Origin of the sequence: Nonomuraea cavernae (assembly GCF_014646355.1) — a bacterium.
GTDB classification, from domain to species: domain Bacteria; phylum Actinomycetota; class Actinomycetes; order Streptosporangiales; family Streptosporangiaceae; genus Nonomuraea; species Nonomuraea cavernae.
This window is the reverse complement of record NZ_BMNH01000016.1, coordinates 133,974-159,007: the sequence shown is the minus strand read 5'-3', so window position 1 is coordinate 159,007 and position 25,034 is coordinate 133,974. Positions and strand designations below refer to the sequence as shown.

At 71.6% G+C, this 25,034-nt stretch carries 28 protein-coding genes and 1 riboswitch; of the genes, 13 read left to right on the top strand and 15 right to left on the bottom strand.

Annotated features, from left to right (window positions below):
* The first annotated feature begins 100 nt into the window (after positions 1–100).
* Positions 101–763, top strand: a complete 663-nt coding sequence (locus IEY82_RS24435; RefSeq protein ID WP_189126527.1) for a DUF1707 SHOCT-like domain-containing protein — start codon at positions 101–103, stop codon at positions 761–763.
* A gap of 66 nt (positions 764–829) precedes the next feature.
* Positions 830–1,684 carry a sigma factor gene (locus IEY82_RS39345; protein ID WP_225263116.1) on the top strand — a complete coding sequence of 285 codons (855 nt, stop codon included), beginning with the start codon at positions 830–832 and terminating at the stop codon, positions 1,682–1,684.
* 19 nt (positions 1,685–1,703) lie between these two features.
* Here the strand turns inward: IEY82_RS39345 and IEY82_RS24425 are convergent, their stop codons facing one another.
* The 6 genes from IEY82_RS24425 to IEY82_RS40175 all read right to left on the bottom strand — a co-directional run bounded on the left by IEY82_RS24425 (position 1,704) and on the right by IEY82_RS40175 (position 5,724).
* Positions 1,704–2,558: a sirohydrochlorin chelatase gene (locus IEY82_RS24425; protein ID WP_189126526.1), complete on the bottom strand. Its 855-nt coding sequence runs from the start codon at positions 2,556–2,558 to the stop codon at positions 1,704–1,706.
* Positions 2,540–3,268 carry a phosphoadenylyl-sulfate reductase gene (locus tag IEY82_RS24420; protein WP_189126525.1) on the bottom strand — a complete coding sequence of 243 codons (729 nt, stop codon included), beginning with the start codon at positions 3,266–3,268 and terminating at the stop codon, positions 2,540–2,542. The genes IEY82_RS24425 and IEY82_RS24420 overlap by 19 nt, the downstream gene beginning before the upstream one ends.
* A gap of 136 nt (positions 3,269–3,404) precedes the next feature.
* On the bottom strand, positions 3,405–5,078 hold the full coding sequence (locus tag IEY82_RS24415) for a nitrite/sulfite reductase (protein ID WP_189126524.1): 1,674 nt from the start codon (positions 5,076–5,078) through the stop codon (positions 3,405–3,407).
* A 109-nt stretch (positions 5,079–5,187) separates the two neighbouring features.
* Positions 5,188–5,271 (bottom strand): putative leader peptide, encoded by an 84-nt coding sequence (locus IEY82_RS40380; protein ID WP_354532976.1) that lies wholly within the window; start codon positions 5,269–5,271, stop codon positions 5,188–5,190.
* 61 nt (positions 5,272–5,332) lie between these two features.
* Entirely contained in the window at positions 5,333–5,458 is a 126-nt protein-coding gene (locus IEY82_RS39950; protein ID WP_263648104.1) for a hypothetical protein, read from the bottom strand.
* Between the two features lie 8 nt (positions 5,459–5,466).
* On the bottom strand, positions 5,467–5,724 hold the full coding sequence (locus tag IEY82_RS40175; RefSeq protein ID WP_308425863.1) for a hypothetical protein: 258 nt from the start codon (positions 5,722–5,724) through the stop codon (positions 5,467–5,469).
* 38 nt (positions 5,725–5,762) lie between these two features.
* Between IEY82_RS40175 and IEY82_RS24410 the strand changes: the two genes are divergently transcribed.
* The 4 genes from IEY82_RS24410 (at position 5,763) to glyA (ending at position 9,137) form a co-directional block, all read left to right on the top strand.
* The gene (locus tag IEY82_RS24410; RefSeq protein ID WP_225263176.1) at positions 5,763–6,278 is read left to right on the top strand and encodes a TIGR03084 family metal-binding protein; all 516 of its coding nucleotides are present in this window, start codon (positions 5,763–5,765) and stop codon (positions 6,276–6,278) included.
* Positions 6,279–6,322: 44 nt separating this feature from the next.
* Positions 6,323–6,718, top strand: coding sequence for a YccF domain-containing protein (locus tag IEY82_RS24405; protein ID WP_189126523.1), 396 nt, complete (start codon positions 6,323–6,325; stop codon positions 6,716–6,718).
* Positions 6,719–6,758: 40 nt separating this feature from the next.
* Positions 6,759–7,697 carry a YihY/virulence factor BrkB family protein gene (locus IEY82_RS24400; protein ID WP_225263118.1) on the top strand — a complete coding sequence of 313 codons (939 nt, stop codon included), beginning with the start codon at positions 6,759–6,761 and terminating at the stop codon, positions 7,695–7,697.
* 85 nt (positions 7,698–7,782) lie between these two features.
* Positions 7,783–7,859: riboswitch (ZMP/ZTP riboswitch) on the top strand.
* 24 nt (positions 7,860–7,883) lie between these two features.
* On the top strand, positions 7,884–9,137 hold the full coding sequence (gene glyA, locus IEY82_RS24395) for a serine hydroxymethyltransferase (protein ID WP_189126522.1): 1,254 nt from the start codon (positions 7,884–7,886) through the stop codon (positions 9,135–9,137).
* Between the two features lie 147 nt (positions 9,138–9,284).
* On the opposite strand, the gene IEY82_RS24390 is transcribed toward glyA, so the two are convergent.
* From IEY82_RS24390 to IEY82_RS24380, 3 genes are all read right to left on the bottom strand, one after another.
* On the bottom strand, positions 9,285–10,601 hold the full coding sequence (locus IEY82_RS24390; RefSeq protein ID WP_189126521.1) for a CHRD domain-containing protein: 1,317 nt from the start codon (positions 10,599–10,601) through the stop codon (positions 9,285–9,287).
* A 291-nt stretch (positions 10,602–10,892) separates the two neighbouring features.
* The gene (locus IEY82_RS24385; protein ID WP_189126520.1) at positions 10,893–11,615 is read right to left on the bottom strand and encodes an anti-sigma factor family protein; all 723 of its coding nucleotides are present in this window, start codon (positions 11,613–11,615) and stop codon (positions 10,893–10,895) included.
* Complete coding sequence (locus tag IEY82_RS24380) at positions 11,612–12,160, bottom strand: sigma-70 family RNA polymerase sigma factor (RefSeq protein WP_225263120.1); 549 nt, start codon at positions 12,158–12,160, stop codon at positions 11,612–11,614. The genes IEY82_RS24385 and IEY82_RS24380 overlap by 4 nt, the downstream gene beginning before the upstream one ends.
* Before the next feature lie 289 nt (positions 12,161–12,449).
* On the opposite strand from IEY82_RS24380, the gene rsgA reads away from it, so the two are divergent.
* Together rsgA and IEY82_RS24370 are read left to right on the top strand one after the other, a co-directional pair.
* Positions 12,450–13,547 carry a ribosome small subunit-dependent GTPase A gene (gene rsgA, locus IEY82_RS24375; RefSeq protein WP_189126519.1) on the top strand — a complete coding sequence of 366 codons (1,098 nt, stop codon included), beginning with the start codon at positions 12,450–12,452 and terminating at the stop codon, positions 13,545–13,547.
* A 70-nt stretch (positions 13,548–13,617) separates the two neighbouring features.
* A complete protein-coding gene (locus tag IEY82_RS24370; protein ID WP_189126518.1) occupies positions 13,618–14,247 on the top strand; it encodes a phosphoribosyltransferase in 630 nt (209 codons plus the stop codon).
* Between the two features lie 27 nt (positions 14,248–14,274).
* Here the strand turns inward: IEY82_RS24370 and IEY82_RS24365 are convergent, their stop codons facing one another.
* A complete protein-coding gene (locus IEY82_RS24365; protein WP_189126517.1) occupies positions 14,275–14,604 on the bottom strand; it encodes an ATP-binding protein in 330 nt (109 codons plus the stop codon).
* Between the two features lie 273 nt (positions 14,605–14,877).
* Between IEY82_RS24365 and IEY82_RS24360 the strand changes: the two genes are divergently transcribed.
* Together IEY82_RS24360 and IEY82_RS24355 are read left to right on the top strand one after the other, a co-directional pair.
* The gene (locus tag IEY82_RS24360; protein WP_189126516.1) at positions 14,878–15,768 is read left to right on the top strand and encodes a Sco1979 family transcriptional regulator; all 891 of its coding nucleotides are present in this window, start codon (positions 14,878–14,880) and stop codon (positions 15,766–15,768) included.
* Positions 15,769–15,881: 113 nt separating this feature from the next.
* Positions 15,882–16,115, top strand: a complete 234-nt coding sequence (locus tag IEY82_RS24355) for a DUF397 domain-containing protein (RefSeq protein ID WP_189126515.1) — start codon at positions 15,882–15,884, stop codon at positions 16,113–16,115.
* A 193-nt stretch (positions 16,116–16,308) separates the two neighbouring features.
* Here the strand turns inward: IEY82_RS24355 and IEY82_RS24350 are convergent, their stop codons facing one another.
* The 4 genes from IEY82_RS24350 to IEY82_RS24335 form a co-directional block, all read right to left on the bottom strand.
* Positions 16,309–16,620, bottom strand: coding sequence for a WhiB family transcriptional regulator (locus IEY82_RS24350; protein WP_080036407.1), 312 nt, complete (start codon positions 16,618–16,620; stop codon positions 16,309–16,311).
* A 102-nt stretch (positions 16,621–16,722) separates the two neighbouring features.
* Positions 16,723–17,607, bottom strand: a complete 885-nt coding sequence (locus IEY82_RS24345; protein ID WP_225263124.1) for a sucrase ferredoxin — start codon at positions 17,605–17,607, stop codon at positions 16,723–16,725.
* 105 nt (positions 17,608–17,712) lie between these two features.
* Positions 17,713–19,212 carry a glycerol-3-phosphate dehydrogenase/oxidase gene (locus IEY82_RS24340; protein ID WP_189126513.1) on the bottom strand — a complete coding sequence of 500 codons (1,500 nt, stop codon included), beginning with the start codon at positions 19,210–19,212 and terminating at the stop codon, positions 17,713–17,715.
* Positions 19,175–19,744, bottom strand: a complete 570-nt coding sequence (locus IEY82_RS24335) for a TetR/AcrR family transcriptional regulator (RefSeq protein ID WP_189126512.1) — start codon at positions 19,742–19,744, stop codon at positions 19,175–19,177. The genes IEY82_RS24340 and IEY82_RS24335 overlap by 38 nt, the downstream gene beginning before the upstream one ends.
* A 31-nt stretch (positions 19,745–19,775) precedes the next feature.
* Between IEY82_RS24335 and IEY82_RS24330 the strand changes: the two genes are divergently transcribed.
* Positions 19,776–21,332 carry an FAD-binding oxidoreductase gene (locus tag IEY82_RS24330; RefSeq protein WP_189126557.1) on the top strand — a complete coding sequence of 519 codons (1,557 nt, stop codon included), beginning with the start codon at positions 19,776–19,778 and terminating at the stop codon, positions 21,330–21,332.
* Positions 21,333–21,345: 13 nt separating this feature from the next.
* Here IEY82_RS24330 and IEY82_RS24325 read toward each other — a convergent pair whose 3' ends face one another.
* On the bottom strand, positions 21,346–21,756 hold the full coding sequence (locus tag IEY82_RS24325; protein ID WP_189126511.1) for a hypothetical protein: 411 nt from the start codon (positions 21,754–21,756) through the stop codon (positions 21,346–21,348).
* A 128-nt stretch (positions 21,757–21,884) separates the two neighbouring features.
* Here IEY82_RS24325 and IEY82_RS24320 point away from each other — a divergent pair, with 128 nt between their 5' ends.
* Positions 21,885–23,375 carry a metallophosphoesterase family protein gene (locus tag IEY82_RS24320; RefSeq protein WP_225263125.1) on the top strand — a complete coding sequence of 497 codons (1,491 nt, stop codon included), beginning with the start codon at positions 21,885–21,887 and terminating at the stop codon, positions 23,373–23,375.
* A gap of 20 nt (positions 23,376–23,395) precedes the next feature.
* Positions 23,396–24,961 carry a bifunctional 3'-5' exonuclease/DNA polymerase gene (locus tag IEY82_RS24315; RefSeq protein ID WP_229697664.1) on the top strand — a complete coding sequence of 522 codons (1,566 nt, stop codon included), beginning with the start codon at positions 23,396–23,398 and terminating at the stop codon, positions 24,959–24,961.
* The last annotated feature ends 73 nt before the right edge of the window (positions 24,962–25,034 follow it).

Genomic DNA, 25,034 nt, shown 5'->3' with positions numbered 1-25,034 from the left:
GTCGTGTCAGCCGCGCCGGAAGCATAGATGAATTGTCCGTATAGTGGCTATTCCGGGGCGGGGAGAGCCATAGAGGCATCAAACGCGATATGTTGCGAGTATGACTGACGCTGGTGACGTTCGCGCCTCCGACGCCGAGCGTGAAGCCGTGGTCGAGCTGCTCCGCGTGGCCTCGGTGGACGGCCGGCTCACACTCGCCGAGCTTACCGACCGCACCGAGGCGGCCTACACCGCCACCACCCATGCTGAGCTGGCCCTGCTCACCCAGGACCTGCCCGAGGGCGCGGCGCCCGCGCCGCTCCAGCCACGCGAGGGCAGGAAGCGCCGATGGTTCGTCGGCATCATGGGCGACACCAAGCGGCGCGGCACCTGGCGGATCGACCAGGAGCTGGGCGCCGTCGCCGTGATGGGCGACGTGCTGCTCGACCTGCGCGAGGCCGAGGTGCGCACCGATACGGTGGAGATCCTGGCCGTCTCGGTCATGGGCGACATCAAGATCATCGTCCCGGATGGCGTCCACATCGACCTCGACGGCATGGCGATCATGGGGGACAAGCGGGTCGACGTCGAGGAGGCCGCCCCGGGCACCCGTGCTCCGGTCGTGCGGGTGCACGCCTACACGGTGATGGGCGACGTCAAGGTGCTCGGCGATTCCCGCGTCAAGCCGCTCCAGCGGCGCTGGACGGCCTGGCGGGAGCACTGGCGTCAGCTCCACGGCGCGGACTGGGGCGACGAGCGCCGCTCGCTCGACCGCGGCCACTGATGCAACGGATGCCGGTCCCTCGCGCGTAGTCATCGGTGACCATCACCGAACAGTGAGGATCCCCCGATGCGGGACCGCTCCGAGGCCGATTTCGAGCAGTACGTCGAGCAGCGCTCGGCCCGCCTCGTCAGGACGGCCTACCTGCTGTGTCGCGACTGGGCCACGGCCGAGGACCTGGTGCAGACGGCCCTGGCCAGAGCCTGGCTCGCCTGGGGCCGGGTAGGCGAACTGCTTGAACGCGACAGCCAGGACGGTCCCTACCGGGGCGTGACCGTCGCCGACGTCGGACGCAGGGTGCGGCGGATCCGCCGGCGGCGTGTCCAGGTCCTGGGCTCCCTCACCGCCGCCGCGGCCGCCGTCGTGATGGCGGCCTGGCTGCCTTCCGCCGGTACGGCGCCCGCACCGGCCGGAGTGTGGACCGGCGAGCTGGCGCAGCCCACTCCCACGCGGACGATCTCCCTCGCCCCTCTCTACTTCGGCGCCTACGAACGCGGGGGCACGCGTGAGACGTTCAGCGCGGTCTGGGCGCCGGAGGTGCGGAAGGCCGGCTTCTGGATCACCTGCGAACCCGCCGCCCATGTGCTGATCTGGGTCAACGGCGAGCTGGTGGACGACGGGCCGTGCGAGGTGGGCCCGCGGCCCCCGGCACGGGTGGCGGGTGGCATCCCCGTCCGCGCCGGAGAGCGCAACGAGTTCGCCGTGGCCCTGATCCCCGAGACGGTGGCCGGGGCCACCGCGAAGGGCGCCGAATGGGCGGCCGAGGCGCTCTCCCGGACCGCCCCGTATCCCCTCCGGTGGCGGGTGGACGTGGTCGACGACTCGGCCTGCCTGAGCCGGCACGTCGTCGAACCGGGCTCGGGGAAGGTCATCCGGTGGGGCTGCGCCTTGGACTGCCCCCTCTGGGGAGCCGCCTCTGGGTAGCCACTCCCGAGAGCCGCCCCTAGGAAGCCGCCATGTCCGCTGGGCTGCGCAGCGCCGCGTTGTACCGCTCCAGCAGCACCCGGGCCGGCTCCGGCGCGGGACCGAGCACGCCGGCCACCACGTCGGCGCCCGCCTCCAGCGTGGTGCGCCGTACCTTGTCGGCGAAGTAGCCGGGGGCCAGCAGGTAGGGGGCGACCGCCACCCGGGGCGCGCCGGCCCGCCTGAGCAGCGCGACCGCCTGCTCGGGCGTGGGGTCGGCGGCCGACGCGTAGGCGGCGGTCACCGCCCACCACCCGCGCTCGCCCGGCCGGCCGGGGCCGGTGGACGGCAGGTGGGCCGCGCCGGCGTCGGGGTGGGGCCGACGGCTCCAGTCGCGGGCCATCTCGGCGATCACCGCGTTGGCGCGGGCGTCGCTCGAACCGGCCGACACCAGCACGACCGCTGTGTCCGGGTCGCCAGGCGGGACGCCCGCCTCGGCCAGCCGCCGTTCCAGGGCGGCCGTCAGGAGCGGGTGAGGGCCGAGCGTCGCGCCGTAGTGCAGGCGCAGCCGCGGGTCGCGTGCCCTGGCCTCGTTGATCGCCGCCGGCAGGTCCACTCTGCTGTGGTACGCCTCCGTCAGCAGCAGCGGCAGCACCACGGCCTCCTCCAGGCCGTGCAGCGCCCGCGCGAGGGTCGGGGCCGAGTGATCGAGGTAGGCGGTGCGCACCGGCAATCCGGGGCGCGCCCGCCGTACTTCGTCCAGCAGCGCCTCCACGGTGGCGGCCGCGCGCGGATCGCGAGACCCGTGCGCCACCGCCACCAGGGGCACGTCCTGGCCCGCCCCGCCTGCCAACGGGACGGGCCACACGCCGGGGTTCACAGGTGAATGCCGCATTCGACCTTCCCCAGCCCCGCCCAGCGGCCGCTGCGCGGGTCCTCGCCGTCCGCGACCTGCCTGGTGCAGGGGGCGCAGCCGATCGAGGGATAGTTGTCGTAGTGCAACGGGTTGATCAGCACCCCGTTGTCGGCCATGTAGTTGTCGACGTCGTCCTGGGTCCACCGGGCGATCGGGTTGACCTTGACCATCTGCCGCTTGGCGTCCCACTCGACGACCTTGGTCTCGGCGCGGGTGGGCGACTCGTCGCGGCGGATGCCGGAGACCCACGCCAGGTAGGGCTCCAGCGCCCGGTTGAGCGGCTCCACCTTGCGCAGGTAGCAGCACAGGTCGGGGTTGCGGCCGAACAGGCGCGGACCGAGCTCGCGGTCCTGCTCCTCGACCGTCCGCGACGGCTTCACGTCGATCACGTTGACGTCGTAGACCTGGCGCACCGCGTCACGCGTGCCGACCGTCTCGGCGAAGTGGTAGCCGGTGTCGATGAACAGCACGTCGACACCGGGCTTGACCCGGCTGACCAGATCGATGAGCAGGGCGTCGCTCATGGAGGAGGTCAGGCAGAGCCGGTCGCCGAACGTCGCCGCCGCCCACCGGATGATCTCGCGGGGAGAGGCTTCCTCAAGAAAGATCGCGGCGGAGTCGACGATGTCCTGCAGGTCGAGCGTGCCGCGCTGCTCTCTTAAACCGACTTCGATGTCCACCAGCGTCATATCTTCACTCCGATCCCGAGGAATTTCAGTTTGAAAGCGCGAGAGCAGGCCCTGCAGTACCAGCCGCCGTCGCCCTCGTACGGCTCCAGGTCCTCGTCACCGCAGTAGGGGCAGTGGAACGGGACGGCCCGCGCGCTCATCGCAGGTCCGCCTCGTCGGCCCGCTGCACCCAGTCGGCGAAGGACTCGCCGTCCTTCTTCTGGGCGTCGTAGTGGGTGACGACGCGTTCCACGTAGTCGGGCAGCGCGGCGGCGGTCGTCTTCAGGCCGCGGACCTTGCGGCCGAAGCCGGGGGTGACGCCGAGCGAGCCGCCCAGGTGGATCTGGTAGCCCTCGACCTGCTCGCCGTGCTCGTCGACCACCAGCTGGCCCTTGAGCCCGATGTCGGCGACCTGGATGCGGGCGCAGGAGTTGGGGCAGCCGTTGACGTTGATGGTGAGCGGCTCGGCGAAGCCGGGCAGCCGCCGCTCCAGCTCGTCGATCAGGTTGGAGGCGCTGGCCTTCGTCTCGACGATGGCCAGCTTGCAGAACTCGATGCCGGTGCAGGCCATCGTCTGGCGGCGGAAGGTCGACGGGTTGACCTGCAGATCGTTGGCCTCCAGCTCGGCGACCAGTGAGTCGACCCGCTCGGGCGCGACGTCGAGGATGACCATCTTCTGCTCGACCGTGGTGCGGACCCGGCCGGAGCCGTGCCGCTCGGCGATGTCGGCGATCAGGTGCAGCCGGTCGCCGTCGAGGCGGCCCACCCTGGGCGCGAACCCGACGTAGAAGTCGCCGTCCTTCTGCCGGTGGACGCCCACGTGGTCGCGCCGCGAGCCACGCGGCTGCTCCGGCGCGGGGCCGTCGGGCAGCGGCTCCTTCAGGTACTCGGTCTCCAGGACCTCCCGGAACCTCTCCACGCCCCAGTCGTTGACCAGGAACTTGATCCGCGCCCGGTGCCGCAGCCGCCGGTAGCCGTAGTCGCGGAAGATGCCGATCACGCCGCCGTAGACGTCGCCGACCTGCTCCGGCCGGACGAACACGCCGAGCCGCTTGGCGAACATCGGGTTGGTGGACAGCCCGCCGCCCACCCAGAGGTCGAACCCCTTCTCGCCGTCCGGGCCCTCGACCCCGACGAACGCCACGTCGTTGATCTCGTGCACCGTGCAGTGGGCCGGGCAGCCGCTGATCGCGGTCTTGAACTTGCGCGGCAGGTTGGAGTAGGCCGGGTCGCCGATGAAGCGCTCGTGCACCGCGTGGATCTGCTCGGTCGCGTCGAGCACCTCGTCGGTGTCGATGCCGGCCAGCGGGCAGCCCAGGATCACGCGCGGCGTGTCGCCGCACGCCTCGGTCGTGGACAGCCCGACGGCTTCGAGCCGTTCCCAGATGTCGGGCACCGACTCGATCTCCACCCAGTGCAGCTGCACGTTCTGGCGGTCGGTGATGTCGGCCGTGCCCCTGCCGTACTCGTTGGAGATGTCGGCGATCACCCGCAGCTGGCGCAGGTCGAGCTGGCCGCCGTCGATCCTGACGCGCAGCATGAAGTAGCGGTCGTCGAGCTCCTCCGGCTCCAGGATCGCCGTCTTGCCGCCGTCGATGCCGGGCCTGCGCTGGGTGTAGAGGCCGTACCACCGCATGCGTCCGCGCAGGTCGGCCGGGTCGATCGAGTCGAAGCCGTGCTTGGCGTAGATGTCGATGATGCGCTGGCGTACGTTGAGCCCGTCGTCGTTCTTCTTGCTCTCTTCGTTCTTGTTGAGAGGCTCGCGGTAACCGAGAGCCCACTGGCCTTCGCCGCGCGGGCGCTTGTGGTGCCGGCTGGCGGGAGTGCTCATTGCGCGTCCTTCGGATCATGGGCGCGCGCGGCAGTCCTCCTGCCTCGTCATCGAGTGCAGGGGTGTTGAGGATCGCGACGCGCTCAGCGGTGAGAACAGGGGTGGCTGACTAGCGGGCGTCGCAACAGATGGCACTGCGGACACGCAGAAGGTCGACGTGGCGTCGACCTACGAGCATGGGGTCCGCTGGCATGTACACGAAGATACTCTGACCGTCCGGGATGTCCAAGATGGGGTCCAGAGTCTGGACTCGATCATCCCTGGCGCAGCCAGTCCAGCTCCGACTCGTGGCTCTCCTCGCGGCTCTGGTGCTGGCAGTCGCACCAGGAGCCACCGCGGCAGTCCTCGTGGTGCTTCTCCTTGCAGCTGTCACAGATCACGCTGCACATTATTCCTTGTAGAACGATGTTCGGGTTAATGTGTCGGGCGTGAACCTGATGCCCGACCTCCTCGCCGACCTGCGAGCCGAGACCGAGTCGCTGGAGCGGCTGCTGCGCCCGCTGCGGCCCGAGAACTGGGAGCTGCCCACGCCGGCCGCGGGATGGGCGGTGCGCGACCAGATCAGCCACCTGGCCTGGTTCGACGACGCCGCGCGCACCGCGGTGACCGACCCCGTCGCGTTCCGCGCCTCGATCGCGGAGCTCACCTCCGTCGACGACCTCGCGCCGCCTCCCGGCCGCCGAGCTGCACGCCTGGTTCCGTACGGCCCGCGCCCGCAGCGCCGAGGCGTTCGCCGGGCTCGCCCCCAAGGACCGGGTGCCGTGGTACGGGCCCGACATGTCGGCCGTGTCGTTCGTCACCGCCCGGCTGATGGAGACCTGGGCCCACGGCCAGGACGTGGCCGACGCCCTCGGCGTCACCAGGGAGCCCACGGCCCGGCTGCGGCACGTCGCCATGATCGGTTTCAGGGCCATGCCGTACGGCTTCGCCGTCCGCGGGCTGCCGGCCCCCGAGGATCCCGTACGGGTGGAGCTGACGACGCCCGGCGGCGAGCCGTGGACGGCCGGACCGGCCGGGGCGGCCGACGTGGTGCGCGGCCCGATGCTCGACTTCTGCCTGCTCGTCACGCAGCGTGTGCACCTGGCGGACACCGCGCTCCAGATCACCGGCGCGACGGCCCGCGCCTGGATGGAGATCGCCCAGGCCTTCGCCGGGCCCCCCGGAGAAGGCCGCGCGCCGAGGTCGGGGACGGATCGGTAACGGTCCGGATGACCCACGCCCGGGCACGGTGACATGCTTGAGTCATGCGGACACTTCTGAATGTCATCTGGCTGGTCTTCGCGGGAATCTGGCTGGCCATCGGCTACGCGGTGGCCGGGGTCATCTGCTGCATCCTGATCATCACGATCCCGTTCGGCATCGCCTCGTTCAGGATCGCCGCCTACGCGCTGTGGCCGTTCGGACGGACCGTCGAACGCGACCCCGAGGCCGGGGTGTTCTCGCTGATCGGCAACATCATCTGGTGTGTGGTCGCCGGGATCTGGCTGGCCATCGGTCACGTGCTGACGTCGATCCCGTTGTTCATCTCGGTCATCGGCATCCCGATGGGCATCGCGAACCTCAAGCTCATCCCGGTCTCCCTGCTCCCGCTGGGAGCGCGCATCGTGGACGCCGACCGGAGCAGCGCCGTTGGGACGTAAGCTGTTCCACGGAGTCACTGCGAAAATACGTTTGGGTGCCATGACCTCAACCGACGCGCCTGCTCGGACCAAGAGGCGGCTCAGCGCCACGGCGCGTGCCCGGCTGAGCTGGGTGCGTGACTCGAAGTCGTGGGCCGTCGTCCGCGCGGCCACCAACGCCGGCGTCGCCTACCGCGTGACCGGCCTGGCGGGCGAGGCGGCCTTCTTCGCCCTGCTGTCGCTGCCGCCGTTCGTCCTCGGCCTGATCGGCGTGCTGGGCAAGCTCGGCACCTGGCTGGGCCAGGCGCAGGTCGACACGATCAAGACCTGGGTGATCGACCAGGCGGGCGTGCTGTTCACCAAGGAGACGATCGACACCATCGTCGTCCCGCTCATCAACGACGTGCTGCGCGACGACGCCAGCAAGGTCTCCATCATCTCGCTGGGCTTCCTGCTCTCGCTGTGGTCCGGCTCGCGCGCCCTCTACGTGTTCGTCGACCTCATCTCCGTCGCCTACGGCCTCGGTGAGGAGCGCGGCATCGTCAGGACGAGACTGATGTCGTTCGGCCTCTACCTGGTGGGCCTGGTCGTCGGCATCATCGTCATGCCGATCCTGGTCATCGGGCCGACGCTGCTCAAGGGCCCGCTGCCCGCCGACTACGCCGTCCTCATCGACGTGCTCTACTGGCCGGTGGTGGTCATCGGTTCGGTGCTCTTCCTGACCGTCCTCTACCACGTGAGCGTCCCGGTGCGCACGAAGTGGTACCGCGAGCTGCCCGGCGCGATCCTGGCCCTGTTCCTGTGGATCATCTGCGCCGCGGTGCTGCGGGCCGTGCTGGCCGCGTGGTTCTCCCCGGTCTCCGTCTACGGCTCGCTGGCGGCGCCCATAGCGCTGCTGCTGTGGCTCTACATCACCGCGCTGGCCGTGCTCATCGGGGCCATCCTCAACTCCGAGGTCGACCGGCTCTGGCCGGGAGTGGGCCGCACCGCCGAGGGCTGACCGGACCCGTCCGAGGAGGGCGTCGGGCCACCTGACGTGCTGATCGGGCGGATTTCGCCCTCATCGCATCCGCTATCGTCTAGGAAGACGCGACTGGCGCATTGGGTGGGATCGACCACCAGGGAGCGGAGGGAGCGGAGGCCGTGCGCCTGGGTCTTCGCCGTTGTCAATGATGACAGGGGAGTCATGAGTTCTCTCGCTAGCGTCGACCCGCAGCTCGCCGACCTCATCAAGGCGGAGGAGCGCCGCCAGGCCGACACCGTCAAGCTGATCGCGTCCGAAAACTACGTGTCCAAGGCGGTCCTCGAGGCCACCGGCACCGTGCTGACCAACAAATACTCCGAGGGCTACCCCGGCAAGCGCTACTACGAGGGTCAGCAGGTCATCGACCAGATCGAGACCCTCGCCAACGAGCGGGCCAAGGCGCTGTTCGGCGTCAACCACGCCAACGTCCAGCCCTACTCCGGCTCGCCGGCAAACCTGGCCATCTACCTGGCCTTCGCGCAGCCGGGCGACACCGTGATGGGCATGGGCCTGCCGTTCGGCGGTCACCTCACGCACGGCTGGTCGGTGTCGGCCACCGGCAAGTGGTTCAACCCGGTCCGCTACGGCGTGCGCCAGGACACCGGCCGCATCGATCTCGACGAGGTGCGCGCCCTCGCGCTGGAGCACCGGCCCAAGCTGATCTTCTGCGGCGGCACCGCGATCCCGCGCACCATCGACTTCGAGGGCTTCGCCGCGATCGCCCACGAGGTGGGCGCCGTGCTCGCGGCCGACATCGCCCACATCGCCGGCCTCGTCGCGGGCGGCGCGCACCCGTCTCCGGTGGGCCACGCCGACGTGATCTCCACCACCACCCACAAGACGCTCCGCGGCCCGCGCGGCGCCATGCTGATGGCCACCACCGACGAGCACGCCACCGCCCTCAACAAGGCCGTCTTCCCCGGCCTGCAGGGCGGCCCGCACAACCACACCACCGCCGCCATCGCGGTCGCCCTGCACGAGGCCGCCACCGACGAGTTCAAGGCCTACGCCCACCAGGTGGTCGCCAACGCCAAGGCGCTGGCCGAGGAGCTTTCGAGCCGCGGCTTCGATCTGGTGTCGGGTGGCACCGACAACCACCTGATCCTGCTCGACCTCACGCCCAAGGGCATCGGCGGCAAGCCCGCTGCCCAGGCGCTCGACCGGGCCGGGCTGGAGACCAACTACAACACGGTCCCGTTCGACACCCGCAAGCCGTTCGACCCTTCGGGCATCCGCATCGGCACCCCGTCGGTCACCTCGCGCGGCATGGGCGAGGCCGAGATGCGGCAGATCGGCGCCTGGATGGACGAGGTCGTCACCGCTCTGGCCAAGGGCGACGCCGAAGACGTCATCATCCGGGTGCACCACGAGGTCAGCGAGCTGACCTCCCAGTTCCCGGCGCCCGGCCTGTCCTGACGATCCGTGACACGTGAAACGCCCCGCCGGGCCGGCGGGGCGTTTCCTTTCGGCGCGCGGCCCGGAGTCACCGGACGTCATCCGAGGTCACGCCAGGTCATCCGAGGTCACGCCAGGTCATCCGAGGTCACCGGAGGTCATCCGAGGTCATCCGAGGAAGAGGTAGTCGGCCTGGTAGGGAACCGTCGCCTTGCTGCCCGGCCTGCAGGTGCCCGACGGGGCCAGGCCGCCCTTCGTGTTGAGCCGCAGGATCTGGGTGGTGTGGGAGAGCAGGCCGCCACCCGCCCCCGATGGGGTGGCGACCAGCACGAGCTCGGGGATGTTCCGCTCGCCGTTCGGCGTCCGGGTGACGACCTGGCCGCGCACCGCGCTGCCGTCAGGGGCCACCCATCGCGGCGGGCCGGAGACGGGTCGGACGAACGAGTGGTCCAGGCCACGCCGGAGCTTGGCCCGCACGCCGTACTGGGTGAAGGCGTATCCGTCGCCGGTCACCTTGGTGCAGGCGTAGATCTGGGAGCCGCGCCGCACGTCGGCGGTGAGCGCACGGGGGTGGCCGAACTGCCCGCCCGACAGCCGGCCGCGCACCGCCCCGCCCCCGAACTCGGTGGTGTGCAGGTTGGCGTAGTACTTTCCGGGACGCGCCGCGATGCGTCTGACGACGGAGGCCTTCACCGGGGCGTCGCCCGCCACGCCGGTCAGCTGCGCGGGCAGCCCCTGGCCCCCGGCGAACAGGTCGGCGACCACGGGACCGTTCCTGCCGGGCACGCCACGGTGGACATGGCCGGCGGTGACCGGCGAGAGCCCCGACCAGGTGGCCGTGTAGCCGATGGCCGAGCCGTGAGGGCGCAGCCACCAGACGGCCCGGCCGTCCTTGTCGCCGCGCTTCTGGCCGTCGTCCGCGCGCACCTCCTGCGCGCCGTCGGCGCTGGAGGCGAGGGTGGCCCGGTCGCTGCCGTGCAGCACGCCGTCGAGGTCGACCGGCCGGGTCAGCCGGTGGAACTGGCCGCGCACCGCGCCCTTCGGGTGCCGGGCGTCGTGCAGGTTGGCGTAGAAGCCTCCCGGGTTCTTGCTCAGCGCATCGACCAGGGCAGGATCGGCGTCGACCGCGCCCTTCACGCCGAGCGCCGTCTTCGGCAGCGTCCCCCCGAAGAAGTCCAGCTTCACGTCGCCGTTCACGCCCCTGCCGCCCAGGTGGACATGTCCGGCCGTGGGCGGGCCTATCTTGTTCCACCGCACCGCGTACGTGACCCGCCGGCCGCTGATCCTGATGACCACGGTCGAACGGCCGTCGGGGTCGCCCTTGGCGCCGACCTCGTTGGCGCCGCGCAGCCCGGCGGCGAGATAGACGTCGCCGGTCACCGCGTCGGCGGAGGCGGCGACAGGAGTGAGTGCGGAGGCGAGCGCCGCCGCGAGCAGGCCGGTGGCGAGCAGGGCTCCGGCGCGGGCCGGCTTGGGCATCGACATGATGAGTCCTCGTCAGGGTTGGCATCCGGGTACGTACGGCAGGCAGTACGAGGCCCGCGCCCCGCCGGGTTCAACCCGCGAATGGGTAAAAATACCGCTTGACCCGGGCCCGTCCTCCGCACCGCTGGTGCCCCGCACGCACGGCTCCGCCAAACCCTGAGCCCCGCTGCACGGCGGTGATCGCAGGTGTGGTTCAGAGACGCGTTCGACATGGTCACGACATGGTCGAGCCGGTCGCCATTCCAGCCGAAAGGCCCTCCCACCACGGGTGAGAGGGCCTTTGGCGAACACCTAGACGTCGACGGTGAGCAGCTTCTCGCCGTCCGTGGTGACCACCTCGAACCGGTCGATCTGGTCCAGCGGCACCGAGCTTCCGCCGTGCATGTAGAGCGGCTCCGGTTGTCCCGGCACCCCGTAGCCGGACCTGGGCACCGACCATCCCGTCATCACGTGCCGCTCGCCTGAGCGCGACACCGACACCAGCTCGCACTCCAGCGGCCCCTTCACCCCCGCCAGTTTGAGCGCGGCATGGGTGCCCCACGCCTTCGACTCCAGGACCAGCCCGCCGCTCACCCCGCCGGCCCCGACTCCGGGCACCGGGATGCCGTCGGCGTAGAACTCCTCGGCCGGGCCCTGGTGGTCGCCGTGGCCCGCCGCGACCGGGGGAGCGGCCGCGTCACCGCCGAGCTGGGTGCCGATCGTCATGCCGCCGGCCACCAGCGTGACCGCGGCGGCCAGGCCGATCAGGACGGTCCCCCTGCGCGCGCGCCGGTCGGCCCGCTGCTTGCGCCGCATCAGGTCGATCACCTCGGCCTCCCCGTCACGGGAAGGAGGGAGGTCGTCCTCCAGCGGGCCGAGCCCGGTCAGCGCGCCGGCCACGCCGGACAGCTCCGACAGCTCGGCCACGCACGACCGGCAGATCGAGAGGTGCGCCTCGAAGGCCCGCTGGTCGTCGCCGTCGAGCAGCCCGAGGGCGTAGGCGCCGACATCGGTGTGTTCGACTCGCGCGTTCACGCCGTCACCCCTCTCTCCTGCAGTGCGACACGCAACGCCCGGACCGCGTAGTAGACCCGGGACTTCACGGTGCCCACCGGGATGCCGAGCGCTTCGGCGGCGTCGTTGACCGACCGGTCCCGCAGGATCGTCTCGTTGAGGATCTCGCGGTGTGCCGGCGACAGCGCGCGGAGCGCATCCGCCACGACCACCTGGTGCAGGAGCCCCTCCATCTCGTCGGGCATGGGCACGGTCTCCAGCGGCCCGTCGCCCGACTCCTGAGGGCGGGCGTCCCTGCGCCGCCGGTCATCGATCACGATACGTCTGGCGACGGTGGCGAGCCAGGGCATCAGCGACACCGACGCGGGATCGAGCCGTTCCGCGCTCCGCCAGGCGCGGATCATGGTCTCCTGTACGACGTCCTCGGCCCACTGCCGGTCGCCCGCCGTGAGCCGCACCACGAAGGCCAGCAGCGGCCGATGGTATTCCCGGTAGAGCGCGGAGACGACCAGGTCGTCGTCCGGCCGGACGAGCCTGATCCAGTGGCTCACACGCGGCTTGCCCATGGGGGCGGCTCCCTCTGCGGAGGGCGGGGGATACGTGCCGATGCGCATCATTCCCCTTTCTCGAGTGCGTCGGCAGGGAGTACGGCCGGCGATCGGGGCGGGGTTCAACGCGCCGCGAAGATAAATGTGATTGCGACCTTCGGGACAGGGTGCGTAGAGTCCCGAAGGCGACGAGATCGAGGAGGTGAGGACCATGCGGGTTGTCCTGTTCCGCCTGCCGTCCATCAACCTCCGGGTGCCCGCCTGAGCGCTGCCCCGGGTCCTCTTCGATCCCAAAGGAATCACTCCGTTGTCCTTCGACCTTTCGCTGCTCGGCTGGACCGACGTACGTGCCGCCGAGCTTCCCGTTGACACCGTTCCCGCGCGTGTGGCGCGCGTGGATCGCGGCGCCGCCGAGGTGATCGCGGCCGACGGCCAGCACCATGTCCGATACGGCGCCCGCGTCCGCCGGGCCTCAGCCGGAGACCCGGTGGCGCTGCCGTGCGTCGGCGACTGGGCCGCCCTCAGGTGGCTGCCGGAAGGCCGCTTCGAGGTCGACGCCGTCCTGCCCAGAAGCTCCGCCTTCGTCCGTGGCGGGGTCAGCCGCGACTCGCGCGGCGGCCTGTCGGGCGACGGCCAGGGCCAGGTGCTCGCGGCCAACGTCGACATCGTGTTCGTGGCCGAGCCGTCCATGCACTCCACCGACTTCGCCGACCTGGGCCGCATCGAGCGGCTGGTCGCGCTGGCCTGGGAGTCGGGCGGCACGCCCGTCGTGCTCCTCACCAAGTCCGACCTGTTCGAGCAGGGCCTCGACGGGCTGCTCGCCGACGTGCGCGCCGCCGCGCCCGGCGTGGAGGTGCACGCCGTCTCCTCGATGCTCGGCGAGGGCGTGCAGCCGGTACGCGGCCTTCTCGGCGGCTCGCGCACCGCCGTCGTCCTCGGTCCGTCGGGCGCCGGCAAGTCCACCCTGGTCAACGCGCTGGCCGGTGGGGAGGTGATGGAGACGCAGCAGGTCCGGGCCGCCGACGGCCGGGGCCGCCACACCACGGTGCACCGGGAGCTCATCCCGCTGCCCGGCGGCGGGCTCGTCATCGACACGCCGGGCATCCGCCGGGTCGGCCTCTACGAGATGAGCGAGGGCGTCGACCTGGTCTTCTCCGACATCGAGGCCCTGGCCGGGCAGTGCAGGTTCGACGACTGCGGTCATGACAGCGAGCCCGGCTGCGCGGTGCTGGCGGCCCTGGAGAGCGGCGAGCTGCCCGAGCGGCGGCTGCACAGCTGGCGCAAGCTGCAACGAGAGGCCGCGTGGATGGCCGGCCGCACCGACGCCCGGCTCCGCAAGGAACAACAGAACAAATGGAAGATCATCCACAAGGAGATGCGCCGTTCCGGCAGGAACCGGCCATGAGGCCGCCCGGTCGCGCGAAGTCCCGGCACCTGTGACGGGACCTCGCGCGCACCGGGGGTACCACCAGGGGATGGACATCGTGTTCGCCGACCGGGCCGAAGCCGGGGCCATGCTCGCCGAGCGGCTCGCGCACCTGCGTGACCCGGTGGTGCTCGCGCTGCCGCGCGGTGGCGTCGCGGTGGCCGTGCCCGTCGCCCGCAGGCTGGGCGCCGTGCTCGACGTGCTGGTGACCCGCAAGATCGGCTATCCGCCGTCGCCCGAGCTGGGGGTCGGGGCGATCGCCGAGGGCGGCGAGCCCGTCTTCGACCACCAGCTGCTGCGCCGGCTCGGGCTCACGGCCGAGTCGGTGGCGGACGTGGTCGCGGACGAGCGGCGCGAGCTGGCCCGACGGGTGGAGACCTACCGCCAGGGCCGGCCGCTGCCCGCCCTGGCGGGGCGCGAGGTGGTCGTGGTCGACGACGGTCTGGCGACCGGAGGCACCGCGCGGGCGGCCCTCCGGGCGGTCCGCGCGGCCGATCCGGCCCGGGTGATCCTGGCCGTGCCCGTGGGCTCCCGCGCGACCGTCGAGGCCCTGCGGGAGGAGGCGGACGAGATGGTGGTGCTGGCCACACCTGAGGACTTCCGGGCGGTCGGCCAGTGGTACGAGCGCTTCGACCAGCTCAGCGACGCAGACGTGCTGGGCCTGCTGGCCGAGGCGTAGGCCGCGGCCAGCGGCCCAGCACGCCGCCTAGACCGCCAGCACGGCCCAGACGTACTTGCAGGGGCCGTTCGGGATGATCCAGCCCCATGCGGCGGACAGCGCCTCGACCAGCCGCAGCCCGCGCCCGAACTCGGCGTGGACGTCGGGGGAGGCGGCGATCGGAGTGGTCTGACTGAAGTCGCTGACCACGCAGGCCAGCTCGGGCCCGTGGCTGATCAGGCGCAGCTGGATCGCGCCGCCGCCATGCCGCATCGCGTTGGTGACCAGCTCGGAGACCACGAGCTGCGCGTCGAAGGTGACGCACTCGGAGCCCCAGGCGGAGAGCGTGTAGTCGACGAAACGCCGGGCTGTGGCCACACATCCTGGCTCGAATGTGGTCAACTGATGAAAAGGGAAGATCGCGTCGCAAGGAGTGGAACGTCCATCCAGCAGAATGGAGGACAGCCATCCGGGCGGCCGGGCCCCTATGGCGGCTGGCGGCCGAGAGTCGAAAGTCGTCATCCTGGCCCCCGAAGCGCGGTCTAGGTGATCTAGTTCCATCTTTACGGCATGCGCTTACCGATGCAAGACTTTTCATGGTTTACAGATGCAAATCGCATCTGCACGTGCAGATGATCAGGGAGTGAAGGCGTGAGCGTACCTGGTGCGGAGGGGAAGGTCCTTGGCCACTCGCTGGGGAGCCCCACGGTCCTGCGGATCCTTCTGGGCACGCAGTTGCGCCGGCTCCGCACGCGCCGGGGCATCAGCCGCGAGGACGCCGGCTACGCCATCCGCGCCTCCCATGCCAAGATCAGCCGGCTGGAGCTCGGCCAGGTCAGCTTCAAGGAGCGCGACGTGGCCGACCTGCTCACCCTCTACGGCGTCATCGACGAGGACGAGCGGGCGCCGCTGATCGAGCTGGCCCGCCAGGCCAACGCGCAGGGCTGGTGGCACAAGTACAGCGACCTGCTGCCGAGCTGGTTCGAGGTCTACATCGGTCTCGAAGGCGCGGCCTCCAGCGTCCGTACGTACGAGAACCAGTTCGTGCCGGGCCTGCTGCAGGCGCCCGGCTATGCCCGTGCGGTGATCAAGCTGGCCCACTGGGCGGCCCCTGACGAGGAGATCGACCGCCGCGTCATGCTGCGCACCATCCGGCAGAGGCGGCTGACCGGAGACAACGCGCTGACCCTGTGGGCGGTCATCGACGAGGCCGTGGTGCGCCGCGCCCTCGGCGGGCCGAAGGTGATGCGCGAGCAGGTCGAGCACCTGCTGGAGATGACCGCGCTGCGCAACGTCACCGTGCAGATCATGTCGTTCGAGCGGGGCGGGCACGCCGCGGCGGGCGGGCCGTTCAGCATCCTGCGGTTCCCCGAGCGGGACCTGCCCGACGTGGTCTACATGGAGCAGCTCACCAGCGCTCTTTACCTCGACAAGCCGGCCGAGTCCGACCGCTACACGCAGGTCATGGACCGGCTGAGCATCCAGGCCGAGTCGCCGGCCGACTCCAGGCTGTTCCTGGAGCGGTTGCTCGCCTCCATGTGACCCACTCCATACGGGGATTTTGGTCATCCCGTATATGGGCTTCGGCGCGCTGCCGTATCGTCGGCGTGCAAAGCACGGATGCACGTGCATTTGTAAGCGCGAGGAGTTTCTCCATGCATGAGTTCCGCAACGGGACGCCTGCCCGCACCCTTCCGGTCGTCTGGCGAAAGAGCAGGCGGAGCAACCCGAACGGCAACTGTGTCGAGGTGGCCACCCTGCCGTCCGGTGAGGTGGCTGTGCGCAACTCGCGTTTCCCCGACGATCCGGCGCTCGTCTACACGCGAGCCGAGATCGCCGCGTTCGTCCTGGGTGCCAAGGACGGAGAGTTCGACGACCTGATCGTCTGATTCGGGGGTCCGCGAACGACGAGAGCCCGGCGTCCGATGACGCCGGGCTCTCTTTGTGCTCGGGATTGAGACTCGCGCCTGATCAGGCAGTTGCCCCGACCGGGTTCGGCCGGGCCTGGCTGGGAGGGCCAGGCCCCGCTTCATCGGGACAACTGCGGGATCACGCGCGCTCGTGGCGCTACGGCCGGGCGGGTCAGGCGGCGGAGATGCCGGCGCTGGCGGCGCGGCGCATGCGACGGCGACGCTCGGAGGCGCGCTCGTCCTCGTTCAGGCCACCCCACGTGCCGTACTTCTCCGGACGGGACAGCGCGTAGTCAAGGCACTCGTTACGGACGGGGCACTGGGCGCAGATCGCCTTGGCCTTCCGCTCACGTACGTCACGCTCGGGCTGCCGCTCCCCGTCGGGGCCGAAGAAGAGCACGAGGTCCTCACCCCGGCACGCGGCATCATCCTGCCAACCCCAGCTGGGGCGCGGGCGGGCGAGCTGCCGACGTACCTGAGACATGAGAAAACCACCTTCGTGAGAGGTATTTCGGTAATTGAGCCGCATTGGACGCTTTTGGCGTCACTGTTCCAACGCAGGGAGGGGCCGCGGATGTTCCCGTGATCAGGTGAGGGCGAACGTGGTGTACCGCACAGGGGTGAGCCTGTCCAGCGAAACCAGCCGGTAGGTGGTGATCGTCTCGGCGCAAGCCGTACCACACGGGGCTTGCCACGCCGATGGTTCAACCACAACCCGCAACCGGACGTCGCCGCCGCTTCGCGCGCTGACTCGCACGATGGCTTCGGTGACGTCGCCGTCTGACCTGGAGGATTCCACGGCCACTGCGCCGACAGAGCACTCTCCCGTATGGGATCGGGCGAAGTGCTCGACGGCTTGCAATGGCTCAGGGATGCCTGCGCGTCCCCGGTAACGGTCGAGAATGATCTCGCCCGACCGGTACGCGTTAGCCGCTGCGATCGCAGCAGCCTGAGACATGCTGCCGTAGAAAATTCCGTGTGGCAAGCACACAAGGTTGGCGGCGTAGCGATCGCCGCCAACGTGTGACGTTTCCCACACTCTGTCCGGCAAAATTTCCGCCAGCTCACGAGCGAGGGGTAGTCCAATGCGGGCACAGCACGCATTGCGCTTGGCGTGCGTGCAGACCAGAAATACCGGCTCGTCATCCAGTATGCAGGACTCCGGGACCACTCCGGCCACCAGCGCGTCAAGGTCAAGATCGTCAGGACCTGCGATGACGCCCGAGGCCAGCCAGGGGGTGGGCCCCGTGCCGTAGGCGACTATCACACGCAGGCCCTGCTGTCGCGGGCGGGTACGCCTTCCGGGACGGCGGATGAGCTGGGGTCTGATACCGCGATCGAGCGCTCGCCGCACGAGTTCGGAGATGTTGTCAGGAAGTTCGAAGTTCTCCAGATGGGACGGCCAGGCGCCCGGGTATTCCACGAGCAACCAGAGCCGGGCCCCCACCGTGGCGCTGGCCCGCGTGGGCACGGCGCCGTCGTGGCTTCCCCCCGGATGTTCGCAGCCCCTGGTCACTCCGCCCCCTCTCGGATTAGGTAAGACTAACCTAAGAGTAAGGGATCAAGATGTGGGGGTTCAGCCCAGCGTGTCGCGAGCGGCGGGCAGGGCCGCCGCCCGGTCCTCGGGCACCAGGCCGATCCGCGTGCGGCGGTCGAGCAGGTCGCCGACGTCGAGCGCGCCCTCGTGCCTGACCGACCAGAGCAGCTCGCCCTTGGTGATGCCCAGCCCGATCTCCTCGGGGTGCTCCCGGACGAGCTCGTGCACGGCCGCCGCCTCTCCGCCGTAGCGTTCGACCAGCCGTCGCGGCACCCCGTCGGCGGGCCTGCCGGGGGCCGCGCCGACGAGCGGGAGCCGCGCGGTGCGGCAGGGGCCCGCCGTGAGGTCCGCGACCGAGACCGCCCGGTCCACCGCGTCCCGCGCCATCCGCCGGTAGGTCGTGAGCTTCCCGCCGACGACCGTGACGAGCCGGCCGTGCGCCAGCACGGCGTGGCGCCGCGACAGGTCCGCCGTGTCGTCACCGGCGTCGCCGCCGGCGGCCAGCAGCGGTCTCAGGCCCGCGTAGGCGCCCGCCACGGCGTCGCGGCCCACGGGAACCTCCAGAACCGTGTTGAGCACGTCGAGGAGCGCTCTGACGTCCTCCTCCGGAGCCTCCGGGACGTCGGGGACGGGACCGTCGACCGGCTCGTCGGTCAGGCCGACGTGGACGCGGCCGTCGGCCTGCGGCAGCACGAGGGCGAACCGGTTGCTCGCGCCCGGGATCGGCACGTGCAGCCCGGCGGTGACGCCCGGCAGCGTCCCCGGCCGCAGGACGAGGTGGGTGCCCCGCGAGGGACGCAGCCGCACCCGGGGGTCCAGCAGGCCGGCCCACACCCCGGTCGCGTTGATCACGGCCCTGGCGCGGATCGTGAACTCCTCACCGGTCAGCTCGTCGCGCACGGTGGCGCCGCCGCCGGTCAGCTCCAGCGCGCGGCAGCGGGTCAGGACCTTGGCGCCGTGCGCCGCCGCCGTTCTGGCGATGGCCACCACGAGGCGGGCGTCGTCGACCAGGCGGCCGTCCCAGGACAGCAACCCGCCCCTCAGGCCGTGTTCGCGCAGGGCCGGCGCCAGGCGGCGGGCCCGCACGGAGTCCAGCAGGGAGGGGCCGGGCAGCAAGGGGCGGGGCGTGCGGGCGGCGGCGCGCAGGCCGTCGCCCAGCCGGTAGCCGGTCATCAGCACGGCCGCCCGCGACCGGGACACCGCGGGCGTGAGCGGCAGCAGATAGGGGTGGGCCCTGACCAGGTGCGGGGCGGTGCGCCGGAGCAGGATGCCGCGCTCGACCGCGCTCTCGTAGGCCACGTCCACCTGGCCCCTGGCCAGGTAGCGCAGGCCGCCGTGCACCAGCTTGGAGCTCCATCTGGACGTGCCGAACGCCAGGTCGTGCGCGTCGATCGCGGCCACGCTCAGCCCGCGCGAGGCGGCGTCCAGCGCGGCTCCCGCACCCGTCGCCCCCAGCCCCACGACGAGCAGGTCGACCGGCCGTTCGGCGACGAGGGCCAGCTCATGGGCCCTCCTGCGCGCGTTCAGCGAGCTGTCCAAGGTATGCCTCCAGCAGTGCCGTGAGTTCGGCGTCGAGGTCGTCGAGCGTCACCGGATGGCGCCCCGCCGGGCCGCTCGTCCCGGGGTCGAGCATCGTGGGCGCCGACAGCAGGAACGACTGGGCCACCAGCAGCACCGCCCGGGCCTTGCGGGCGTCGCCGGTGACGCGCTGGAGCGTGTCCAGCACGGCCTCGTGGGTGGCGCCCCGGCGTTCCAGCAGGTAGGGGAGGAGCAGGTCGGGGTCGGCCTCCACGATCTTGCGCCAGAGCGGGTGCTCGCGCAGCCGGCGCACGCCCCCGACCACTGCCGCGACCGGGTCCGAGGCGTCGAGTTCGCCCAGGACCCGCACCCACTCGCGGGTCATCAGGTCGGCGACCAGCGAACGGACGTCGGGCCAGCGCCGATAGAGGGTCATCCGCGACACCCCGGCCCGGCGTGCCACGTCGGTGAGCGTGGTGCGCCGCACCCCGTAGGCCAGCACGCAGTCGCGAGCCGCGTCGAGAACTCCATCATTGTGACGAATCAACGTCATATGTCACAGTGTAGACGTGTCTACCGAATCCATGCTGTGGTCCGGCTGGGGCGACCCCGCCCTGGCCCGCGAGCTGCCCGAGCAGGTCCGCCGGCTGCTGGGCGACGTGCTGGGCGTGCGCTCGCCGGACGCTCCGGCCGTGCCCCTCGACGCGGTGCGACTGCCGCCGGTCACGCTGTCGGCCGGGCACCTGGCCGCGCTCGCCGGCGTGACCGGGCCGGAACACGTGCTGACCTCGCACGAGGCGCGGGTCCGGCACACGCGCGGCAAGTCCACCCCCGACCTGCTGCTGATGAGGGCGGGCGACGGCTCCGACGCGCCGGACGCGGTCGTGCTGCCCGGCTCGCACGAGGAGGTGACCGCGCTGCTGGCGCTCTGCGCGGCCGAGCGGATCGCCGTCGTGCCGTTCGGCGGCGGCACCTCCGTCGTGGGCGGGCTGGTCGCCTCGCGGGCCGGCTTCGCCGGGGTGGTGGCGCTCGACCTGCGCCGGCTGGACCGGCTGGTGTCGGTCGACGCCGAGTCGATGGTCGCAGAGTTCCAGCCGGGCCTGCGGGCGCCGGAGGCCGAGCGGCTGCTGGGCGCGCACGGGCTGACGCTCGGCCACTTCCCCCAGTCGTACGAGTACGCCACGCTCGGCGGCTTCGCGGCGGCGCGCTCCAGCGGGCAGGCCTCCGCCGGCTACGGCCGGTTCGACGACCTGGTGGTGGGCCTCACGGTGGCCACCCCGGCGGGCACCCTGGAGCTGGGCCGCGCGCCGAAGTCGGCGGCGGGGCCCGACCTGCGGCAGCTGGTCCTGGGCTCGGAGGGGGTGTTCGGCGTCATCACCTCGCTGCGCCTGCGGGTGCGGCCGCAGCCCGCCGAGAAGGTCTACGAGGGGTGGCGGTTCGCGTCGTTCAAGGAGGGGTCGGCCGCGCTGCGGACGCTCGCCCAGGAGGGGCCGCTGCCCACCGTGCTGCGGCTGTCGGACGAGACCGAGACCATGATCGGGCTGGCCAGGCCGGACGCGATCGGCGGCGGCGACAGCGGGTGCCTGGTGATCGCGGGCTACGAGGGGGCGTCGGTGGCCAGGCGGCGGGACGCGGCCGCCTCGGTGCTGGCGCGACTCGGCGGCACCCCGCTCGGGGCGGCGCCGGGCGAGGACTGGGAGCACGGCCGCTTCTCCGCGCCCTACCTGCGTGACTCGCTCCTCGCCGCGGGGGCGACCGTGGAGACGCTGGAGACCGCCACGTTCTGGTCCGGCCTGCCGCGGCTCTACGACGCCGTACGGCTGGCGCTGCTCGGCGCGCTCGGCTCGCCGCTGGTCATGTGCCACATCTCCCACGTGTACGAGACCGGGGCCTCGCTCTACTTCACCGTCGTCACCGCCCAGCACGGGGATCCGGTGGAGCAGTGGGCGCGGGCCAAGGAGGCGGTCACCGCGGCGATCGTCGAGGCGGGCGGCACCGTCTCGCACCACCACGGCGTCGGCCGCGAGCACCGCCGGGCGTACGCGACCGAGGTGGGGCCGGTGGGCGTGGAGATCCTGCGCGCGATCAAGTCGCGGCTGGACCCGGAGGGCATTCTCAACCCGGGAGTGCTCGTCCCCTGACCGGAACGCCGGGCTACGCCTGGTCCGGAGGCATGATCTGGGCCGCCTCCTCCGTCGCCGCGGCGGCCTCGGCGTACTGCTGGAGGGCCTCGTACACCGCGGACAGGCACCACAGGCAGGCGACCAGCGCCTCGCCCTTGGGACGCGACAACTCGACCGCCTCGATCGCGAACGGCAGCGCCTCGGCCGCGCGCCCCCGCTTGAGCAGCAGCGTGGCCGCGGTGCGCAGGGCGCGCACGAGCAGGACGGTGTGCGCCGGGTCGGCGGCGGCGAGCTCGCGGCCGCGCGTGACCGCCTCCCGGAGGTCGCGCAGCGCGCTCCGGCTCCAGCGCGGGCGGGTCGCGGCATAGGCCAGCAGGCCTTCGACGGCATCAGCGCCCGTGGTGCCGCGCCGTGTCGTATCGTCCGAACCGTTCCGGGCCATCGCAGCCCCCCTCACGGCCGACAACCGCTTGCTTGGGGCGTGAGGCTACACCATTGCGAACCTTCTGTGTCGGCTGCAGCACGGAGCGTTCGGATGCAATTCCGGAAGATCACGGCAAAGATATGGTCATGGTGGACGTCGCAGCCGAGCGTGGGAAGCAGGCCTCATCCCGGGTCTCCGAGGAGGGCGCCGGCTGGTCGTGTCAGCAGATCGGCACGTTCGAGCGGCTCAGACCGCACGACACCGGCTTCAACTGGCTCAACGTGGCGACCCTGTGGCGCTCGCGCAACGAGATCCTGGCCGGGTTGTTCGGCGACCCGTCGGGGGAGGTGCGGCAGCGCTGGGTGGCGGGGCAGCTGGAAGGCGGGGCCGACGCCGGCTTCAGGATCCGGCCCGAGGTCGGCCCGAGCTTCGACTTCCTGGTGCTGGGTGACACGGGCGAGGGCGACGCCTCCCAGTACGCCGTCGTGCCGGGCCTGCTGCAGGTGGGGGAAAGCACGGCCTTCGCCGTCATCGCGAGTGACGTGATCTACCCGGCGGGGTCGCCCAACGAGTACGGCGACAAGTTCTTCCGGCCGTACAAGGACTATGGCGCGCCGATCTACGCGATCCCCGGCAACCACGACTGGTACGACGGGCTCGGCGGGTTCATGCGGATCTTCTGCGACGCTCCGCCGCTCAAGCCCAAACCCGACACCGGCTGGCTGCGCGGGCTGCTGTGGCGCAGGCCGGAGGCCGTCGACGAGGCGCGGCTGGCCGAGGCCCGGGAGCTCAGGGGCCGGCCGTCGCAGCAGGCCGTCCAGCCCGGCCCCTACTGGGTGATCGAGAGTGACGGCCTGCTCGTCGTCGGCGTCGACACCGGCATCAGGGGGACGATCGACGCGGTGCAGACGGAGTGGCTGCGCCGCGTCTCGCGCGACCCCCGGCCCAAGGTCCTCATCACCGGCAAGCCGATCTACACCCGCAACGACTACAAGCCGTCGCCGCTGGAGGGCGGCGGCACCATCGACGACATCGTGCGCGATCCCGAGCACCGCTACGTGGCGGCGATCGGCGGCGACGTGCACAACTACCAGCGCTACCCGGTCAGGGTGGGCGACCGGGTGATCCAGTACATCGTCTCCGGCGGCGGTGGCGCCTTCATGCACGCCACCCACACCATCCGGCGGGTCGACGTGGCCGGCGTGCACGAGGACGACTTCAGGCTCTATCCGCTGCGCGGCGACTCGCTGTCGTTCTACAGCCAGCTCTACGCCAAGCGGCTCCGGATGAAGTGGATCTACCTCACGCCCGCCGAGGCCGCCTGCATCATGGCCGGCCAGATCGGCAACACGCCGGTACGCCCGCTCGACGGCCAGGTGACGATCACCCGCCGGATGAGATGGGCCGCGCGGCTGCTCGGAGCCTGGCCGTGGCCGTTCCGGCTGCCGGTCGACCGGGTCTTCCACCGCTATCTGTCGGAGTTCTCCGACTGGGACACCCCGCCGTTCTTCAAGCACTTCCTGCACCTGTCGGTCACGCCCGAACTGCTCAAGATCCGTTGCTTCGCCGCCACCGGCTGCCTGGAGCAGGAGCTGCGGCCGCCGGTGGAGGACGAGGTCGTCATCGGGTTGTCGTAGGCGCCTGGCACGCTGGAGGCGTGTACGTGGTGCTTGCGGGAGAGACGATCCTCCCCGTCCCGGGGGCGGCCCGCCGGCCGGCCGATCCGGCGCGGGCCGTGGCGGAGCTGGAACGCGAGCGTCCCCGCTGGGTCTGGGCCGACGCCCGCGAGGACTACCCGCCGCTGCTCAGCGCCGGCGTGCGGCTGTCGCGCTGCCACGACCTCGCGCTCACCGAGGGCCTGCTGCTGGCCGCCGAGGGCCGCTACGGCGAGCCCCGCTCGGCCAGGGCCGCCCACGCCCGCCTGCGCGGGCTGCCGGTGCCCGACGAGCAGCCCTCCGCGCCCGGCACCCTGTTCGCGCCCGAGCCCCTGGCCGCCGAAGCGGTGGCCGAGGTGCTGGCCGGCCAGCTGGCCCGGATCGACGCGCTGCCCGATCCCGGCCGGTTCCGGCTGCTGGTCGCGGCCGAGTCGGCGGGCGCGCTGATCGCCGCCGAGATGGGCCACGACGGCATGCCGTGGCGCCGCGACGAGCACGACGCCCTGCTCAGCGAGCTGCTCGGGCCGCGCCCCGTGCACGGCATGCGGCCCGCCCGGCTGCAGGCGCTGGCCGACGAGGTGTCGGCCGCGTTCGGTCACCCGGTCAACCCCGACTCGGTGCGGCAGCTGGTCAAGGCGTTCAAGGGCGCGGGCGTGGCGATCGAGAGCACCCGGTCGTGGGAGCTCAAGCGGATCGACCACCCGGCCGTCGCTCCGCTGCTCGCCTACAAGGAGCTGGCCCGGCTGCACAGTTTCCACGGCTGGACGTGGGCTGACCAGTGGGTGCGCGGCGGCCGGTTCCGGCCCGAATACGTGGCGGGCGGCGTGGTGTCGGGCCGCTGGGCCACCTCGGGCGGCGGGGCGCTGCAGATTCCCAAGGTGATGCGCCGGGTGGTGCGGGCCGACGAGGGCTGGACCCTGGTCGTGGCCGACGCGGCCCAGCTGGAGCCCCGGGTGCTGGCCGCGATGGCCGGCGACGTGGGGCTGGCCAGGGCGGCGGGCGAGATCGACCTCTACTCCGCGCTGGCGCAGTCGTTCGGCGGCGAGCGTGACAACGCCAAGATCGCGATGCTGTCCGCCATGTACGGCGGCACCAGCGGCGACGCCCCCAAGCTGCTCGCCATGATGCGCCAGCGCTTCCCGCAGGCCTACCGCTTCGTCGAGGACGCCGCCAAGGCGGGCGAGGAGGGCCGCCTCGTCCGCTCCTGGCTCGGGCGCACCAGCCCGCCTCCGTCCGAGCGGTGGAAGGAGATCGTGTCGGGGCCCGACGGCGGCCGGGCCGCGCGCGACCGCGGCCGGTTCACCCGCAACTTCGTCGTCCAGGCCACGGCGGCCGAGTGGGCGCTCGCGCTGATGGCGGTGCTGCGCGGGCTGTTGCCCGACCCGGCCCGGCTGGTGTTCTTCCAGCACGACGAGGTCATCGTGCACTGCCCGCTCGACCAGGCCGAGCAGGTGATCGGCGCGGTGTCCGGCGCGGCGGCGGAGGCGACCCGGCTGCTGTTCGGCCGCACCCCGGTGCGCTTCCCGATGGAGGCGGTCGCCGTCGACTGCTACGCCGACGCCAAGTAGTCGCGCCCTCGGCTGCCGCGCCGACGCCGGGTCCGCCGTCGTCCGCCACGGCCACGCCGAGTGGGCGCGCCGC